The sequence below is a fragment of the Aquibium carbonis genome, assembly GCF_003970795.1.
Classification (GTDB): Bacteria; Pseudomonadota; Alphaproteobacteria; order Rhizobiales; family Rhizobiaceae; genus Aquibium; species Aquibium carbonis.
This window is the reverse complement of the sequence record NZ_RWKW01000094.1, coordinates 1-17,272: the sequence shown is the minus strand read 5'-3', so window position 1 is coordinate 17,272 and position 17,272 is coordinate 1. Positions and strand designations below refer to the sequence as shown.

Sequence of the window (17,272 nt, the reverse complement as noted above, 5' to 3'; positions counted from 1 at the left end):
CCTCTGTCCTGCCGGACATCTCCCCCACGAGGGGGGAGATTGGCCGTCACCTGCGGCTTGGCCAGTCGCCAGCATTGGAGAACGGGCGGCGTGGCCGAAACTGCCGATCTCCCCCCTCGTGGGGGAGATGTCCGGCAGGACAGAGGGGGCGCCGAAGAGTGCTTTGTCTTCGAATTCTGGTGCAGTGGCTACACCGCCTCCCCGATCACCAGCCGCTTCTGCGCCAGCCCGCCTTCCTTGGCGAAGACGTGCGTAAACTGCGGCCGCAGCACGAGATGGGCGGTTTCGCCGCGACGGATCGCCGTCTGGCCGGGCAGATGCGCGGTCAGCTTCGTTCCGTCGGCGGCTTCGCAATAGAGGTAGGATTCGCCGCCGAGCTGCTCGACCGACTGGACGGTGACGGCGGCGCCATCGCCGTCGCCGATTTCCAGATGGTCGGGGCGGATGCCGAGTTCGGCCGGCTGGCCGGTCGCCAGCCCGTCGCCGGAGACAGCCGCGCGGTAGGCATTGCCGGCCGCGTCGGTCAGCGAAACGCCTTCGCCGTCGATGCCGGTCACGGTGACGTCGATGAAGTTCATGCGCGGCGAGCCGATGAAGCCGGCGACGAAGCTGTTTCTCGGCGTGTTGTAGAGGTCGAGCGGCGAGCCGGCCTGCTCGATGCGGCCATCGCGCAGAACGACGATCTTGTCGGCCATGGTCATGGCCTCCACCTGGTCGTGGGTGACGTAGATCATCGTGTTGCCGAGCCGCCGGTGCAGCGTCGAGATCTCGCCACGCATGGTGACGCGCAGTTCGGCGTCGAGGTTCGACAGCGGCTCGTCGAACAGGAAGACGCGCGGCTCGCGCACCACCGCGCGCCCGATCGCCACGCGCTGGCGCTGGCCGCCCGAAAGCTGCTTCGGCCGCCGGTCGAGATAGGCCTCGATCTGGAGCATGCGCGCGGCCTCGGCCACGCGGGCTTCGATCTCCGGCTTCGGCGTGCGGATGTTTTCCAGCCCGAAGGCGAGGTTCTGGCGCACGGTCATGTGCGGGTAGAGCGCGTAGGTCTGGAACACCATCGCCAGCCCGCGCTCCGACGCCCGCTGCTCGTTGACGCGCTCGCCGTCGATCCTCAGTTCGCCGCCCGAGATGTCCTCCAGCCCGGCGATCATGCGCAGCAGCGTGGACTTGCCGCAGCCCGACGGGCCGACGAAGACGCAGAACTCGCCGTTCTCGATCCTCAGATCGACGCCGTGGATGGCGCGCACCTGGCCGTAGTCCTTGAGAAGCCCGTCGAGTTCGAGAACGGCCATCACTTCACCCCCGACTGCGCGATACCCGCGGTGATGTACTTTTGCAGGACGGCGAAGACCAGCGTGATCGGCAGCAGCGTCAGCACGGTCATCGCCAGGAGCGGCGCCCAGGCGGTCTGGAGATCGCCCTGGAAGGAGTTCAGCGCCAGCTGCAGCGTGAACTGCTCGGAGCGATTGAGCACGATCAGCGGCCAGAGGAACTCGTTCCAGCGCCACATGACCGAAAAGATGACCAGCACCGCGAGCGCCGGCGCCGACAGGGGCAGGACGATGCGCCAGTAGACCCGCCACTCCGAGGCATGGTCCATGCGCGCGGCATCGAGGAGGTCGTCGGGGATGGTGAGCATGTACTGGCGCAGGAGGAACACGCCCGTGGGCGTCGCCACCGCCGGCCAGATCACCGCCCAGGGCGAGTTGACGAGCCCCAGTTCGGAGACGACGAGGAAGATGGGCACGAGGTTGATCGTCGGCGGGATCATCAGGGTGGCGATGATCAGGATGAAGACCAGCGTTCGCCCGCGGAACTTGTATTTCGACAGCGCGAAGGCGGCCATCGAGTTGAACAGGACGGTGATGATGGTCGCCACGACGGTGATGAAGACCGAATTCCAGAAATAGAGCGCGAAGTTGAACCGGTCGAACAGCGTCGTGTAGTTGCCGATCGCCAGCGTGAACTCGCGCTCGGGCACGCGGTCGTTGATGTTGACGTTCAGGCGCTCACCGGGATTGGCGGGATCGACCATCTGGGCGTTGAGACCGATGCGGCGCACCTGCGCCAGCACCTTGCCCTCGTGCTCGCCGCCGGTCACCCGGAAGAGCTGCAAGGGGTCCTCGTAGCCCTCGACCGTGACCGTCACCGGCGCCAGCGGCAGCATGGTGGGCGGATACTCCTGGAGGGCGGATTCGGTCTTGAACGACGACAGCGCCAGCCAGAACACCGGGCCGAACATCAGGAAGACGGCGGCGAGCAGGTAGCCCCAGGTGAGCCAGTCTGTGAGGTCGAAGCGCTTGTGGCCGCGACGGCGGGTGAGGAAGGCGAGGACGGCGGTCATGGTGAGCGGTCCTGATCGGGGGCGGGCGTTCTCGACGTGCCGCAACTTGTCGTGCGCCATCGGGCGGAAACGGCGCGAGGCGTACCCCCACCCCTTACCCCTCCCCACAAGGGGGAGGGAGACCGGAAACGCCGCGGCCAGCAGCCAACGGAGCGACTGCAAACCTTCTGGTATACGGAATCGGACGAGTGGCTCCGCGTCGACGTCCCCCTCCCCCTTGTGGTGAGGGGTGAGGGGTGGGGGTATGCGACGCTCGAACGAGCGGAGAGAGCGACGTCCATCCTACCCCTCCGCCTGCTTGCGCGTCGCCGCGAGCTGCAGGAGCGTGAGCACCAGCAGCACCGCCGCCATCAGGAGCGAGGCCGCCGCCGCCAGACCGAAGAGCTGTGGCCGGAAGGCGAAGCCGGTCTCGTAGATGAACTGGAGCACCAGGAGCGTCGCCGAGCCCGGGCCGCCGCCGGTGAGCACGAAGATCTCGTCGAAGGCCTGCACCGCGCGGATCAGCGACAGGACGATGACGACGACCATGGTGGGCATCAGGAGCGGCATGGTGATCTTCGAGAACACCCGCCATTTCGACGCGCCGTCCATCTCGGCCGCCTCGTAGACGTCGGACGGGATGGCCTGGAGACCCGCCAGAAGGATCAGCGTGTAGAAGCCCATATGCGCCCAGATCGACACGAAGACGATCCAGAAGAAGGCCCAGTCGGCCTCGACCAGCCAGTTGACGACCGGAAAGCCCCAGCCCTCCAGCGTGGCGTTGAGCACGCCGTAGCGCTGCAGGATCCATTTCCAGATCAGGGCCACGACGACGGGCGACAAGAGCACGGGATAGAAGAACACGGAGCGGAAGAAGCCGCGGAATGGAATGTCGCGGTTGAGCACCAGCGCGGTGACCAGCGAAAACAGGATCATGAAGCCGACCTGCAGCACCACGAACCAGCCGGTGTTGTGGACGGCGCGCCAGAAGATGTCGCGGCCGCAGCTGTTGGGGTCGAGATAGTTCTCGCAGGCCAGCAGCGAGGCGAAGTTCTCGGCGCCGACATAGGGCCGCTCGGACAGCAGGATGCGGTCGCTGCCGGTGGTGGCGTAGAAGAAATTGAGGATGATCGGCAGGAAGGTGAAGAGGCTGAAGATCAGCAGGTTGGGGAACAGGAACACCCAGGCGATGCGCTGCGCGCCCGTCATCTTCTGGATCGCCAGCATCGGGCGTTCGAAGATCTCGAAGGCGCCGCGATAGAGCCAGGAGGCCGCCGTCGTCACCGGTGCGAACATGGCCGTCCCCTCCGTCTGTCCCCACGGGTTCCAAGGACCGCCTCCCCGCGCCGCGGAGAGACGGTGACCGGTCCGGCGCCGCGTCGCCCCGGCCCAACCTGCGGGAACAATGCTCCCCGCAGGCGGATGGGGGCGGCGCCGGGCCGCGTCGAAGCGGACCCTACTGGGCGGCCGCCACCGCCTCCTTCACGTCGGCGTCGATGCGCGACAAAGCCTCGTCCAGCGTGGACTCGCCCACGATCGCCTGGGTGATGCGGGTCACCGTGGCGTTCATGATCGCGCGGTTGTTCTTGTAGCCCTGGAACTGGAAGGCCACCGGCGAGAAATTCGCCAGCGCGCTGGAGAACGTGCCGAGCGCCGCCTTCTCCGCGTCGGTGGCGTTCTCGTAGTCGATGCCCTTCACCTGCAAGGCCTGGTTGGCGGGGATGTTCTTGGTCTTGGCCAGCACCTTGGCCTGCACGTCCTCGTTGGAGATGAACTCCAGGAGCTTGCCGACCTCTTCCGGCGCCTTGGTGTGCTTGAACGCCGCGATGGCCGCGCCGCCCGGGATGCCCGTGCAGCCGCCGGGGCCGCAGGGCGCCGGCACGGCCTGCCAGTCGAAGGCATCGCCGACGTCACGGCCGAAGCGGCCGATCTGCCAGGAACCGGAGATGTACATCACCAGCGAACCGTTGGTGAACTCCTTGGCCGCGTCCTGATAGGTCGCGCCGCCGGCGCCGGCCCAGACTTCCTTGGCCACCGTGCCGTCATTGTTCCAGGCGACGAACTGCTCGGCGAAGGCGCGGTAGCCCTCGTCGACCGTGATCGGGTTGCCGTCGGCGTCGAAATACTTGGCGCCGTAGGAGATGGCGGGACCGGCGAAGCGGTGGCCGGTGCGGTCCATCGCCACCGCATAGGGGGTCTGCGTCTTCTCGGCCACTTCCTTGGCGGCCGCAGCCCAGTCGGCATAGGTCGCGCCCTCGCCGGGAATGGCGACGCCGGCCTGCTCGAACAGCGTGGTGTTGATGAAGGGGCCGGTCGCGGTCTGCTGGTCCATGATGGCGTAGATGCCCTTGTCGTCGGGCGAGTTCACCCGCGTCCAGGCGAGCGTGCGGCCATACTGCTCCTCGATCCTGGCCGCGTCGGACACGTAGGGCGTGACGTCGAGCATGTAGCGGGCGAGGCCGCCGAGATCGGTGACGCGGGCGAGGTCGGGACCTTCACCGGAGGCGAGCTGCAGCGGCAGGCCCTCGACGATCGACTTGTAGGGCACGATGTCGACCACCACGGTGGTGCCCGGATTGTCGGCCTCGAAGGTCTTGAACGCTTCCGCCCAGGCGTCGCACTCCACGCCGTCCTGGTAGCAGGCGAAGCGAAGTTCGGCCGCGCTGGCGGGCACGGCGGCGGTCATCGCAGCAAAGGCGATGCCGGAAAGCAGGATACGGGTCTTCATGGTTTCCTCCCATTCAGGACATTTGTCGGACTGGTCTTCAAGAGTGCAAATTGCAGAAATGTCGTCAAAAAACGTATCTTATATCTTATATAAGAGTCAATCGAGCGGTCCCTCCGCGCGATCGAAGCTCTCATCGAGAACGCTCTCGATATGGCCCGTCATCAGCCCGGCCGCAGCGTCGCCATCACCGGCGCGGATGGCCGCCAGCACCGCGAGGTGATCCCCGAACGCCCGCGCCGAACGCCCCCGGATCGAGGACATCAGCATGTAGCGCTCGCGGTCGACATGCGCCTTGACCGACTGGACGAGATGCCAGGCGCCCGGCACCCGGGCCATCGTCGCCAGCAACTCGTGGAATTCCTCGTCCACGTCGAAGAAGGTCGCGTAGTCGTCGCGGCGGGCCGCATCCTCCTGACGCGACAGTACCGGCGCGAGGGCGGCTTCGTCGAGCCCCGTCTTTGCCAGCCGCCGCGCGATCTGGCTCTCGATGGCCGTGCGCACGAACAGCGCCTCGAGAAACCGGGCGCGATCCCGGCCGGCCACGGCCGACCCCACTTGCGGGCGCGTGACCACGAGGCCCTCGTTCGCCAATTGCTGCATGGCAGCCCTGAGCGGCGTGCGCGAGACCAGGCACAAGGCGGCGATGTCGTTTTCGTGAATGGGCGTCCCGGCCGGCAACCGCCCGTCGACGATGCGCTGCCGCAACGCGCGATAGATCTGCGGCGCGATCGGTTGGGCGCGGTCGATGCGGACGCCCGCCAGCGCTTCGGCGAGATCGAAACCGAGCGGAACGTGCTTCAGCCGCGGCATGCCACTGCCTCCGCGGCGATGGCCGCGCGCATGCCCTGCCGCAGCATGGTGTCGAGCTTGGCGACGACCATGTCGGCAAAACCGCCGGCTTCGACCAGACGGGCCGGGAACAGGCCAGGCAGGTCGAACAGCGCCGTCGCCAGCGCCCGCGCATCGCCGCCGGCGCCCGCCGCGGCGGCGCCGATCTCGGCCTCGCGCGGATCGCGCAGGGCATGGCTCTCGCCGTCGTCCCTGCGGCCGACCGCATAGCGCATCCAGGCCGCGACGGAGAAGGCGAACGGCTCGAGCGACTGGCCGCGCTCCAGCGCCACCAGCGCCGGTTCGAGCAGCCGTTGCGGCAGCTTCTGCGTGCCGTCCATGGCGATCTGGTAGGTTTGGTGCGCGATGGCCGGGTTGGCGAAGCGCAGGCGCAGGTCGCGCGCGTAGTCCGCCAGCTCGATTCCCGGCACGGGGTCGAGGGTCGCGGCCGCCGCCGCCATGTGCCGCCCGATGATCGCCACGAGATCGGCGTCGCCCATCACGTCGCGCACATGGGCGTGGCCGGCCATGTAGCCGGCATAGGCGAGCGTCGAATGCGCGCCATTGAGCATGCGCAGCTTCATCTTCTCGTAGGGCGCGACGTCGGAGACGAACACCGCGCCCGCCGCCTCCCAGTCCGGACGGCCGGAGACGAAGTCGTCCTCCACGATCCACTGCGTGAAGGGCTCGGTCTCGACGGCGGCGAGGTCGGCCCGGCCGACCAGCCGCTCGACATCCGCGAAGGTCTGCGGCGTGCTGGCGGGGGTGATGCGATCGACCATGGTGGACGGGAACGTCACCCGGTCGCGGATGTAAGCGACCATCTTCGGATCGCGCGCCTCGGCGAACTCGAGCACGAGCCGTCGCAGGACCCGGCCATTGTTTTGCAGATTGTCGCAGCAAAGCACCGTGAAGGGCGCGTAGTCCTTCATCATGCGAAGGCGCAGACCCGCCACGATGAAGCCGAGGGCACTGACCGTGCGGCGCGGATCGTTGAGATCGGCCGCGATCGCCGGATGGTCGCGGTCGAGACCGCCGGTGCGGGGATCGAGACCGTAGCCCTTCTCGGTGATCGTCAGGCTGACGATCTTCGTCTCCTCGCGCGCCAGCGCCTGGATCACCTGTTCGGGGCCGCGCGGCGCGACCAGCACTTCGCGCACCGAACCGATGACGCGCGGCGACACGCCGTCGGGACCGCGCACGAGAAGCGTGTAGAGCCCGTTCTGCGGGTTCAGCGCGTCCGCCACATCGGCGGACCGGAGGCTGACGCCGGTGATCATCCAGTCGCCGCCCGACGCCGCCATCGCCCCGTCGGTGTAGACGGCCTCATGCGCCTTGTGGAAGGCGCCCGTTCCGAGATGGACGATGCCGGCCTTCGCCGCGTCACGGTCGTAGCCGGGGACAGCCACGCCCGCGTTCAGCGCTGCCGTATCGGTGAGGCGGTCTGCCATGCGTATCCTGCCCATTCCGGACGCTGCGCCACCTTCGTTCGAACCGAAATCGAAAGCGGTACGCACTCTCCTCGCGCCCATTTCGATACTTGTATTCCAGTTTACGAAGGCATGGCAAGCCGAAATGCGACGGAACGAACCATACGGCCGCCGCCGGCCGTGCCGTGCCGGCCTGTCGCGCAGGGTCCGTCGCGCAGGGTCCGTCGAGGTTCAGCACACGGGCCGCGTCGGGAAAAGCCGTCAGTATTTTTGCGGGACGTAGAGTTCGGGCGGCAGGGTGGCACGCTCGTAATCGGGATTGAACACCCGATCGGGCAGTTCGACCTCCTCGTGCGGCACGGGCTCGTAGGGGATCTGGCCGAGCAGGTGATCGATGCAGTTCAGCCGCGCACGCTTCTTGTCGTTGCCCTCGACGATGTACCATTGCGCTTCCGGGATGTTGGTGCGGGCAAACATCTCCTCCTTCGCCTTGGTGTAGTGCTCCCAGCGCACGCGCGACTGGAGATCCATCGGCGAGAGCTTCCACTGCTTCATCGGGTCGTGAATGCGCATCATGAAGCGCATCTGCTGTTCCTGGTCGGTGATCGAGAACCAGTACTTGACCAGGATGATGCCCGAACGCACCAGCATGCGCTCGAATTCCGGCACGTCGCGGAAGAATTCCTCCACCTGGTCGGCGGAGGCAAAGCCCATGACGCGCTCGACGCCGGCGCGATTGTACCAGGACCGGTCGAACAGGACGATCTCGCCGCCGGCCGGCAGATGCGGCACGTAGCGCTGGAAGTACCACTGCGTCTTTTCGCGATCGGTCGGCGCCGGAAGGGCAACGACCCGGCAGATGCGCGGATTGAGCCGCTGCGAGATGCGCTTGATGACGCCGCCCTTGCCGGCGGAATCGCGGCCCTCGAAGACGACCACGACCTTCTTCTTGTGATGGGAAACCCAGTCCTGCAGCTTGATCAGCTCCGACTGGAGCCGGATCAGCTCGCGATAGTAGACCTGCCGGTCGATCGTCTGGGGATGCGCCTTCTTGTAGATCTTGCGCAGTTCGAGCGTCAGCGCCGGCTCGGAAAGCTCGAGTTCGATGTCCTCGTCGAACGTGTCGGCGAGTTCGGCCTCCAGCCACTCCATCCCGCCCGCTTCGCGCTTGGCCTCGTCCATTCATCCCTCCCGCAAGAGCCGGCAAGCCGCTCCCGGCGGCCCGCCCGATCCATATGTCGCCAGGATGACGGATTTATTTCAGCCGTCCCGCCCGTCGGAGCGGGCGGAACGGCGCGGTCGCGTCACGCAACCCGTCAGACGTAGCGGTTGACGACGTTTTCCAGATATTCCTGCCGGCCCGACTTCGGCTGCGGCTCGATGCCGGAGGACAGCACGCGCTGCGAAATCTGCTCCAGCGTCCGTTCGCCCGACAGCATGGCCTTCGCCTCGGCCTCGTTCCAGCCGGCATAGCGCTCGTCCAGCGGGCCCGACAGCGCCTTGTCCTCGATCATGCGGGCGGCGGCCTTGAGGCCACGGGCGCAGCAGTCGATGCCGCCGATGTGGGCGATGAGGAGATCCTGGGGGTCGAGCGACTGGCGGCGCAGCTTGGCGTCGAAATTCGTGCCGCCCGTGGTGAAGCCGCCGGCGCGCAGCACCTCGTAGAAGGCCAGCGCCATTTCCGGCACGTTGTTGGGGAACTGGTCGGTGTCCCAGCCGGACTGGTAGTCGTTGCGGTTCATGTCGATGGAGCCGAAGATGCCGAGCGAGGCGGCGAGCGCCAGCTCGTGCTCGAAGGAATGGCCGGCGAGGATGGCGTGGCCCTGCTCGATGTTGACCTTGACCTCGTTCTCCAGCCCGTACTCCTTGAGGAAGCCATAGACGGTGGCGACGTCGAAATCATACTGATGCTTGGTCGGCTCCTGCGGCTTCGGCTCGATCAGGATCGCGCCCTCGAAACCGATGCGGTGCTTGTACTCGACGACCATCGACAGGAAGCGGCCGGCCTGCGCCCGCTCGCGCTTGAGGTCGGTGTTGAGCAAGGTCTCGTAGCCCTCGCGGCCGCCCCAGAGAACGTAGTTGGCGCCGCCGAGCCGCCTGGTGACGTCGATGCAGCTCTTCACCGTGGCGGCCGCATAGGCGAAGACGTCCGGATCGGGGTTGGTCGCCGCGCCCGCCATGTAGCGGCGATGCGAGAACAGGTTCGCCGTGCCCCACAAGAGCCTGATGCCGGTCTCTTCCATCTTAGCCGCGAAGTAGTCGCCGATCGAGTCGAGGCGGGCGATGCTCTCCTTCAGCGTGTCGCCCTCGGGGCGCACGTCGGCATCGTGGAAGCAGAAGAACGGCGTTCCGAGCGCCGAGAACATCTCGAAGGCGACATCGGCCTTGAGCCTCGCCAGGTCCATCGTGTCGGCGCCGCCGGCCTTGGGGAACCACGGACGGTCGAAGGTCTGGCCGCCGAACGGGTCGCCGCCCGGCCAGGCGAAGGAATGCCAGTAGGCGATGGCGAAGCGCAGATGGTCCTCCATCCGCTTGCCCGCGACCATCTCGTCGGGATTGTAGAAGCGATAGGCCAGCGGATTGGTGCTGTCGGGGCCTTCGTACTGGATTTTGGCGATGTCGCCGAAGAAACCGGTGCTCATGTCAGATCCTCCTGATCGGTATCGGTCTGGACACCCCCACCCCCAACCCCTCCCCACGAAGGGGAGGGAGAGGCGAACGTCGGTGCCCTTCCTCTCCACGTCGTGGCGAGGCGCTTGGAAAATTCCCCTCCCCTCGTGGGGAGGGGTTAGGGGTTGGGGTATGGAAACTAATGCCCGGCATTCTTCACCGCCGGGTAGAGCGCGCGGAAGCGCCCGTAGGCATCGGCATAGGCGTCGGCCAGGCCGGCATCCGGCTCGATCGTTTCGGCGGTCGCCGGCGCGGTGCAGACGGCGAGCGGATCGGCGCCGGTGGCAGCGATCAGGCCCAGCCGGGCCGCACCGAAGGCCGCGCCGAAATCGCCATCGGCGGGCAGGTCGACCGGCAGGCCGAGCGCGGTGGCGATGGCCTTGAGCCAGATGCGCGAACGCGAGCCGCCGCCAATCGCCGTGACGCGATCGAGCGTCGTGCCGGCAGCCTTGAGCGCGGCGAGATTGTCGGCCAGCGCGAAGGCGACGCCCTCGAGCACCGCCTGCGCCAAGGCGGCCTGGCCGGATTCATGACCGAGCCCGACGAAGGCGCCGCGGATGGCGGCATCGTTGTGCGGCGTGCGTTCGCCCGAGAGGTAGGGCAGGAAGGTGACGCCCGTCGGCGCCTTCAGCGTGTCGCCCAGCGAGGCGGTGAGGTCGGCCGCGCTCTTGCCGGTGACGCCCGACAGCCAGTTCAGGCAGTCGGTCGCCGAGAGGATGACGCCCATCTGGTGCCAGGTTGCCGGCAGCGCGTGGCAGAAGGTGTGCACCGCGCTTTCCGGGTTGGGCAGGTAGCTGTCGGTGGCGGCGAACAGCACACCCGAGGTGCCGAGCGAGACGAAGGCATGGCCGTGGCCGACCGTGCCCATGCCGCAGGCCGAGGCCGCGTTGTCGCCAGCCCCGCCGGCCACGACGACGTCGCCGGACAGGCCCCAGGCCGAAGCGAGGTCTGGCCGAAGCGTACCGCCCGGCGCGGTGCCTTCGACCAGCGACGGCATGTGCTCCTCGCCGAGATCGGTCGCGGCCAGAAGCTCGGGCGACCAGCGCCGGGCGGCGACGTCGAGCCAGGCCGTGCCGGCCGAATCCGACATCTCGGAAATGTGCTCGCCGGTCAGCCAGAGCCGCAGGAAATCCTTCGGCAGGAGGACCTTCGCCACCCTGGCGAACAGGTCGGGTTCGTTCGCCTTCACCCAGGCGAGTTTCGGCGCGGTGAAGCCCGGAAAGACGATGTTGCCGGTGATGGACCGGAAGCGCGGGTCGGCGTCGAGCCGGGCGGCCTCCAGATGGCTGCGGGTGTCGTTCCAGAGAATGCAGGGGCGCAGCACCGTGTCCGACGCATCGAGAAGCGTCGCGCCGTGCATCTGGCCCGACAGGCCGATGCCGCGCACCGCGGCGAACTCGACCGGATGTGCGGCCTTGAGCGCCGAGACGGCGTCTTCGGTGGCGCGGATCCAGTCGGCCGGGTTCTGCTCGGACCAGCCGGCATGTGGTCGCGAGACGTCGAGATGTCCATTGGCGGAGCCGACGACGATCTGGGCGCCGTCCATGAGCAGCGCCTTGACCCCCGACGTCCCGAGGTCGAGCCCGAGATACATCGTTTCGTTTCCTCCCGTCCGGCTGGGCCGGCTTCACCTTTTCGTGGGCGTCCGAGGACGCCGCTGACAAGTGTTAGCAGAAGAAACGACGGCTTGTCGTCAATTATTTCGAGCCTCGGATTAAATCCCGCAGTGCAGCATTCCGGGCTGTCCGGAACGGGGCGCGGCGGTGGCGCGCTCAGGCGCTGTCGGTCGCCAGGGCACGAGCGCGATCGCGGAAAAGCTGCGACAAAGGGCTGTCCGGCCGGAGTTCGTGCCGCTCGGCGGCGAGCGCGGTGGCGAGCGCGGACTGCCTGCCGCGCAACGCCGCCTCGATCAGCGTCAGGTCGAGCACGTCGCGCTGGGCATGGCTGCCGCCGAAGCGATGCGCCAGCGCCCTGAGCGGCTTGAGCAGGCGAACGGTCGTGCCGAAGTCGCCGTCGCCGAACGCCCTGATCGCCAGCGTGGCCGGCAGCCCGACGTCGCGCGTGAAGGCGGCGTTGTCGTCCCCCCGCGAGACGGCTTCGCGCTGGGTGGCGACCAGCGTCTCGGCGAGATCGGACCGGCCGGCACCCACGAACGCCATCATGGCGTGGGCGTCGTTGAACGCGTAGTTCCCCGCCGAAGCGTGCGGCGCCCAGAGGTCCGCGAGCCTCGTCCAGCGCTCCCCCGCGTCGACGCCGCGCAGGTGGAGCCGCCACAGGAGCGCCGACGCATCGACGAGGTTGAGGACGAAGTCGGACCGTCCGCCGTCGACCGGCCCGTCATAGAGCGCCAGCACTTCGCCGTAGTCGCCGAGGTCGTGGTGAAACAGGCTGAGGTGCCACCAGTTGTGCACCCGCATCAGGCTGTCGGTCGACCAGACGTCCGGATCGGCGCGCATCCAGGCGATGCCGTCCGCCTGCCGGCTCTGCATTTCCATGACGTGCGCGACCGCATGCTGGCCCCAGCCGTCGCGCGGTTCGAGCTCGACGGCGCGCCGGCCGACCTTCTCGGCGCGGCCATAGTCGCCCGTCTCCTCCAGCCCGAAGGCATAGGCCGACAGGATCGCATGGCAGCCGGGAACGGACGCATCCCATTGCGGGATCGCCCGCGCGATGCGGTCGCGCAGCAGGCGCGCATTGCCGGTGAAGAAATCGATCTGGTGCCCGGCCTGCAAGGCGAGCGCGTCGCGCGGATGGGCGATCGTCAGGTCTTCGAGAAGTTCGCCCGCCCGGTGCCAGCCGCCATCGACCAGCGCGCCGAGCGCGGCGACATGGCCCTTCTCGCGATCATTGGCGGGCAGCGCGGCAGCCGTCGCGTGGATGTCGCGCGCCGCCGCGGTCGCGGCCGGGTCCGTCGCCAGCGCAAAGAGCCAGCCCTTCAGCACATGCGCCATGACGAAATCGGGCCGCGCCTCGATCGCCCGGTCGGCATGCCCCACGGGATCGCCGACGAAGGCCTGCAACCCGGCCAGCCCGGCCTCGTAATGGTCGAGGCTGGCGGCGTCGGCGCCAGACAGGGAAAAACCGAGGCGGTCGCGGATCATGGTCACGTCCTCACTGTCCCGAGCGCATGGCGACGGTCGCCACGCCGGCGCCGACGAGCAGGGTTCCGCCCGTCCGGTTGACGATGGCCAGCAGGCGCGGATTGGCCACCGCCTGCCGGGCCCGCGACGCGGCCAGCGCATAGCCGAGCGCGTTGAGGAAGGCGAGGACGAGGAAGGTGGCCTCGAAGATCAGCATCTGGGTCCAGAAATCGCCGCTCCGGTCGAGAAACTGCGGCAGGAAGGCGACGAAGAAGGTGATGCTCTTGGGATTGAGCGCGGTGACCAGCCAGGCGTGGCCAAGCATGCGCAGCGACGAGGCGGCCGTCTGGCGCGGCTCGGCCTGCAAGGCTCCGCCGGCGCGGAACAGCTTGATGCCGAGCCACACCAGATAGGCCGCGCCGACCCATTTGAGGAGGGTGAAGACGGTGGCGGACGCCGCCAGCAAGGCGCCGATACCGAGCATCGACAGCGTCATGGCGGTGAAGTCGCCGAGCGCGACGCCGACCGACATCGGCAGCGCGGTGCGCCAACCCTGCCCCAGCGCATAGGAGACGACGAGCAGGATCGTCGGGCCGGGAATGACCAGCAGCACGGCCGATGCGGCGGCGAAGGCGAGCCAGGTTTCGATCGACATGGGAAACTCCGTTCAGGCGAAAGCAAGTCACAGCGGCGGTGTTCTGTCCAGACGCCAAGACGCCGCGCGCTGCCGGCGCCCGGTGCTCATCGGCGCCGATCCGTCGCGTGGAGATAGTCATCGGCGATCATCCGCACCGTTTCAGGGTCCATGACGTTCCCGTGCCCGCCGCAGGCGAGCCTGATCGGCAGCGACAGGATCAGCCGCATCGTCGCGCGATAGGCCGCGCGATCCGAATCCGGCAGGTCGTCGATCAGGCCGCCGGGGTAGATCGCGTCGCCGCAGAAGAACAGGCCGTCGGCTTCGTCGAACAGACCGATCGAATCCGGCGCGTGGCCGGGCAGCGACAGCACGGTGAACGAGCGGTCGCCGAGATCCACCACGTCGCCGGCAACGAGCGCCCGGCCGAGCGGCGCGGGCTCCAGCCGGTAGTCCTCGGATCGCCATCCCGGAAATGGCGGGCGCGTCACGGCGCCGGGAAAGCCGCGAAACATGCCGGCATAGGTCAGCGCGTCCGGCATCGTGGCGAAACCCGCCGCCGAGACGCGTGGTCCGGCCCGCTCGTCGAACTCGTGCAGCCCGCCGACATGGTCGAGATGGATGTGGGTCGCCACCGCGATCACCGGCCTGTCGGGATCGAGCGGCAGCGCGGGGCGCAGCGGGACGAGCCCCATGCCGGCGTCGACGACGAGGTTCCGGTCCCGCCCGTTCAGCACGAAGACATTGGCGCGGAAATAATCGTGCACGGCCGGTTCGGTGACGAGCGTCAGGCCCGGCTCGACGACGCTGCTCGAATACCATGTCGACATGGCGGTTCCCTTCCTGACGCTGCCCGACCCTGGATGCTTGGCGCCCGGCACGATGCCAAGGGCCACGCCCGCGTCGCCGCTGGCCAGCCCCTGCCTCTCGGGTCCCTTGCCGGTCCCCGGTTGCCATCGGCGTCCATGGAAACGCCATGATGGCTTCACACAACTTTACATCCCCCCGCAATGGGAGACACGATGGGCGCCTAGGTTTCGACCATCGCAGCGACGGTCGCTGCGGATCGAAAGGACGATCCCCATGGACAACAACGTTTTCGACCACGACAAGACCGCCGTGACCGCCCCGCGCTGGCGCCGCCCCCTGACCATCGGCGCCGCCGTGGTGGCGGTGGTGTCGGGCATCGGCCTGGCCGGCGCCCAGGGACATGAATTCGGCAGCCGCTTCTCGTGGGACGATGCCGGACCCGGCATGCATCGCGGCGCCGGGCATGGCATGGTGCACGAGGCGGGCTGGGGCGGCGGCAAGCATGGCGGCATGCGCGGCATCGGCCACGTGATGAGCGAGCTCGACGTCACGCCGGAACAGGAGAAGAAGCTGTTTTCGATCTTCGACGGCGTTCGCGGCGAAATGCGCGACACGATGATCGACTTCCGCTCGACGCGCGGCGAGGTTCTCGACATTCTGGGCGCTGCGACGGTCGATCCCGCGGCGGTGGAAAAGCTGCGGGCCGAGCGGGTCGCGGCGCTGGACGCGGCGTCGAAGACGATGACCGCGGCCCTCGTCGAGGCGGCCGAGGTGCTGACGCCGGAGCAGCGCGGCAAGCTCGCCAAGCTGATCGAGGAACGCGGCGAAGGCGGCCGGCGCGGCGGCTGGGGCCGCTGGTAACCGTCTGACGCGAAAGGAACAGGACGCATGGCGGACCAGGTGCTGATCGTCGACGACGACACGCGGCTTTCCGCCATGCTGAGCGAATATCTCGCCGGCAACGGCTTCCACGTCTCCACCGTGGCGGCCGCGCTGGACGGCATCGCCGAGATCGCGAGACGGCCGCCGGACGTCGTCATCCTCGACGTCATGCTTCCCGACATCGACGGCTTCGAGACCTGCCGGCGCATCCGGCAGGTCTCGGACGTTCCGATCCTGATGCTGACGGCGAAGGGCGAGGAGACCGACCGAATCGTCGGGCTCGAACTCGGCGCCGACGACTACCTGCCGAAACCGTTCAACCCGCGCGAACTGCTGGCGCGCCTGAAGGCGATCCTGCGCCGCCGCGGCGCCGCCAACGGCGCGTCCGGCGTGCTGCGCTTCGGACGGCTGGAGATCGACCCCGGCTCGCGCACGGTGCGCCTGGACGGCCGCGCCTGCGACCTGACCAGCTACCAATTCGACCTGCTCGTGGCGCTTGCCCGCAATGCCGGCCGCACGCTGTCGCGCGACCAGCTCATGGACATGGTGAAGGGGCAGGAACTCGAGGCCTTCGACCGCTCCATCGACGTCCACGTCTCGCGCATCCGCGCCGTCATCGAGACCGACCCCAAGCATCCCCGCCGCATCGTGACCGTTCGCGGGCTGGGCTACGTCTTCGCGCGATATCAGGGCGAGGACGACTGAGGGATGATCCGCAACAGCCTGTTCCTGAAGATCTACGCCACGCTGCTGGCGGCGCTGGCGATCGTCGCCTTTGCCAGCGCCGTCTTCTGGTGGGTGGGCCAGAACCGGGAGGAGGAAGGCTGGCGCGGCCGCCGCGACCGCTTCATCGCCGCCATGCTGCCGCCCGCCGACGGGCCGGCCGCGCTGCGCCCGACGCTCGAGCGGCTGGGCCGCGCCTTCGATGCCGAGATCGCCGTCTACGGCCCCGACGGCCGCTTGCTGGCTGCCAATGGCCGCGACTTTCCCTCGCGCCTGCGCGGGCGGGAGTGGGAAGAGGGCAACGGCGACCGGATGCGTCGTTCCAAGGGCATGCACGCCATGCTGGTGCCGCTCGAGGATGGCCGCAGCGTCGCCGTCCGGATGGCGCGAAGCGATGGCCCCGGCGGCGGGCTGGCCTATCTCGCCATGATCGCCGCCGTCACGGGCCTCGCCTCCTACCCGGTCGTGCGCCACCTCACCCGGCGCCTGGAGACGCTGCGCCGCGGCGTCGATGCCTGGGGCGAAGGCGCGCTGGTGACGCGCGTGCCGGACAAGGGCTCGGACGAGGTCGCCACCGTGGCGAAGAGCTTCAACCGCGCCGCCGACCAGATCGAACGCATGATCGCCGCGCACCGGGCGCTGCTGGCCAATGCCAGCCACGAGCTGCGCTCGCCGCTGGCGCGGCTTCGCATGGCGATCGACCTCTACGAGACCAACCCCGGGCAGGCCCGCAAGGCCGAGATCGTGCGCAATCTCGGCGAACTGGATGATCTGGTGGAGGAAATCCTGCTCGCCAGCCGGCTCGACCACACCGAGCGACTGGACCGGACCGAGATCGTCGATCTGCTGGCGCTGGCCAGCGAGGAAGGCGCCCGCAACGGCATCGACGTCGGCGGCCGGCCCGCTCCCGTCGAGGGCGACCCCCGGCTGCTGACGCGGCTCGTTCGCAACCTGATGCAGAATGCGCTGCGCCACGGCGCGCCCCCGGTGGAGGTGCAGGTGGGGCGGGACGCCGACGCGGTGACGATCTCGGTGCGCGACCATGGCGGCGGCATTCCCGAAAGCGAGGGCAGCCGCGTCTTCGAGGCGTTCTACCGACCGAGCGGCCGGCAAGACCATCATCCCGCTCTGTCCCTTCGCCCGCGAACAGTTCCGCCGCCATCC

General features: G+C 68.3%; 15 protein-coding genes. 3 read left to right on the top strand and 12 right to left on the bottom strand.

The window, feature by feature from the left end:
* Positions 1-188: 188 nt before the first annotated feature.
* From EJC49_RS21185 to EJC49_RS21130, 12 genes are all read right to left on the bottom strand, one after another.
* Positions 189-1,292: an ABC transporter ATP-binding protein gene (locus tag EJC49_RS21185; RefSeq protein ID WP_126701926.1), complete on the bottom strand. Its 1,104-nt coding sequence runs from the start codon at positions 1,290-1,292 to the stop codon at positions 189-191.
* Complete coding sequence (locus EJC49_RS21180) at positions 1,292-2,344, bottom strand: carbohydrate ABC transporter permease (RefSeq protein ID WP_126701925.1); 1,053 nt, start codon at positions 2,342-2,344, stop codon at positions 1,292-1,294. The genes EJC49_RS21185 and EJC49_RS21180 overlap by 1 nt, the downstream gene beginning before the upstream one ends.
* Positions 2,345-2,626: 282 nt before the next feature.
* Positions 2,627-3,550, bottom strand: a complete 924-nt coding sequence (locus tag EJC49_RS21175) for a carbohydrate ABC transporter permease (protein ID WP_210211834.1) — start codon at positions 3,548-3,550, stop codon at positions 2,627-2,629.
* A 229-nt stretch (positions 3,551-3,779) separates the two neighbouring features.
* Positions 3,780-5,051 carry an ABC transporter substrate-binding protein gene (locus EJC49_RS21170; protein WP_126701923.1) on the bottom strand — a complete coding sequence of 424 codons (1,272 nt, stop codon included), beginning with the start codon at positions 5,049-5,051 and terminating at the stop codon, positions 3,780-3,782.
* A 96-nt stretch (positions 5,052-5,147) separates the two neighbouring features.
* Entirely contained in the window at positions 5,148-5,861 is a 714-nt protein-coding gene (locus EJC49_RS21165) for a GntR family transcriptional regulator (protein WP_126701922.1), read from the bottom strand.
* Positions 5,849-7,330 (bottom strand): mannitol dehydrogenase family protein, encoded by a 1,482-nt coding sequence (locus EJC49_RS21160; RefSeq protein WP_126701921.1) that lies wholly within the window; start codon positions 7,328-7,330, stop codon positions 5,849-5,851. Before EJC49_RS21160 ends, EJC49_RS21165 begins: the two co-directional genes overlap by 13 nt.
* A 240-nt stretch (positions 7,331-7,570) precedes the next feature.
* Positions 7,571-8,491 (bottom strand): polyphosphate kinase 2, encoded by a 921-nt coding sequence (ppk2, locus tag EJC49_RS21155; RefSeq protein ID WP_126701920.1) that lies wholly within the window; start codon positions 8,489-8,491, stop codon positions 7,571-7,573.
* Positions 8,492-8,625: 134 nt separating this feature from the next.
* Entirely contained in the window at positions 8,626-9,951 is a 1,326-nt protein-coding gene (gene xylA / locus EJC49_RS21150) for a xylose isomerase (RefSeq protein WP_126701919.1), read from the bottom strand.
* 167 nt (positions 9,952-10,118) lie between these two features.
* On the bottom strand, positions 10,119-11,573 hold the full coding sequence (gene xylB / locus EJC49_RS21145; protein WP_126701918.1) for a xylulokinase: 1,455 nt from the start codon (positions 11,571-11,573) through the stop codon (positions 10,119-10,121).
* 178 nt (positions 11,574-11,751) lie between these two features.
* Complete coding sequence (locus EJC49_RS21140) at positions 11,752-13,080, bottom strand: tetratricopeptide repeat protein (protein WP_126701917.1); 1,329 nt, start codon at positions 13,078-13,080, stop codon at positions 11,752-11,754.
* 10 nt (positions 13,081-13,090) lie between these two features.
* Positions 13,091-13,714 (bottom strand): LysE family translocator, encoded by a 624-nt coding sequence (locus EJC49_RS21135; protein ID WP_126701916.1) that lies wholly within the window; start codon positions 13,712-13,714, stop codon positions 13,091-13,093.
* An 86-nt stretch (positions 13,715-13,800) separates the two neighbouring features.
* On the bottom strand, positions 13,801-14,589 hold the full coding sequence (locus EJC49_RS21130) for an MBL fold metallo-hydrolase (protein ID WP_342635371.1): 789 nt from the start codon (positions 14,587-14,589) through the stop codon (positions 13,801-13,803).
* A 187-nt stretch (positions 14,590-14,776) separates the two neighbouring features.
* Between EJC49_RS21130 and EJC49_RS21125 the strand changes: the two genes are divergently transcribed.
* The 3 genes from EJC49_RS21125 to EJC49_RS21115 all read left to right on the top strand — a co-directional run.
* Complete coding sequence (locus tag EJC49_RS21125; RefSeq protein WP_126701915.1) at positions 14,777-15,364, top strand: Spy/CpxP family protein refolding chaperone; 588 nt, start codon at positions 14,777-14,779, stop codon at positions 15,362-15,364.
* Positions 15,365-15,391: 27 nt separating this feature from the next.
* Positions 15,392-16,090, top strand: a complete 699-nt coding sequence (locus EJC49_RS21120; RefSeq protein WP_126701914.1) for a response regulator — start codon at positions 15,392-15,394, stop codon at positions 16,088-16,090.
* 3 nt (positions 16,091-16,093) lie between these two features.
* A partial coding sequence (locus EJC49_RS21115) for a sensor histidine kinase (RefSeq protein WP_342635370.1) occupies positions 16,094-17,272 on the top strand: 1,179 nt, incomplete at its 3' end.

Bases quoted from the DNA above. Each gene is read 5' to 3' on its own strand.
- EJC49_RS21175 (WP_210211834.1), bottom strand. From the start codon at position 3,550: ATGCTGGCGATCCAGAAGATGACGGGCGCGCAGCGCATCGCCTGGGTG.
- EJC49_RS21135 (WP_126701916.1), bottom strand. From the start codon at position 13,714: ATGTCGATCGAAACCTGGCTCGCCTTCGCCGCCGCATCGGCCGTGCTG.
- EJC49_RS21165 (WP_126701922.1), bottom strand. From the start codon at position 5,861: ATGCCGCGGCTGAAGCACGTTCCGCTCGGTTTCGATCTCGCCGAAGCG.
- EJC49_RS21160 (WP_126701921.1), bottom strand. From the start codon at position 7,330: ATGGCAGACCGCCTCACCGATACGGCAGCGCTGAACGCGGGCGTGGCT.
- xylB (WP_126701918.1), bottom strand. From the start codon at position 11,573: ATGTATCTCGGGCTCGACCTCGGGACGTCGGGGGTCAAGGCGCTGCTC.
- EJC49_RS21125 (WP_126701915.1), top strand. From the start codon at position 14,777: ATGGACAACAACGTTTTCGACCACGACAAGACCGCCGTGACCGCCCCG.
- EJC49_RS21180 (WP_126701925.1), bottom strand. From the start codon at position 2,344: ATGACCGCCGTCCTCGCCTTCCTCACCCGCCGTCGCGGCCACAAGCGC.
- EJC49_RS21140 (WP_126701917.1), bottom strand. From the start codon at position 13,080: ATGATCCGCGACCGCCTCGGTTTTTCCCTGTCTGGCGCCGACGCCGCC.
- EJC49_RS21120 (WP_126701914.1), top strand. From the start codon at position 15,392: ATGGCGGACCAGGTGCTGATCGTCGACGACGACACGCGGCTTTCCGCC.
- ppk2 (WP_126701920.1), bottom strand. From the start codon at position 8,491: ATGGACGAGGCCAAGCGCGAAGCGGGCGGGATGGAGTGGCTGGAGGCC.
- xylA (WP_126701919.1), bottom strand. From the start codon at position 9,951: ATGAGCACCGGTTTCTTCGGCGACATCGCCAAAATCCAGTACGAAGGC.
- EJC49_RS21185 (WP_126701926.1), bottom strand. From the start codon at position 1,292: ATGGCCGTTCTCGAACTCGACGGGCTTCTCAAGGACTACGGCCAGGTG.
- EJC49_RS21170 (WP_126701923.1), bottom strand. From the start codon at position 5,051: ATGAAGACCCGTATCCTGCTTTCCGGCATCGCCTTTGCTGCGATGACC.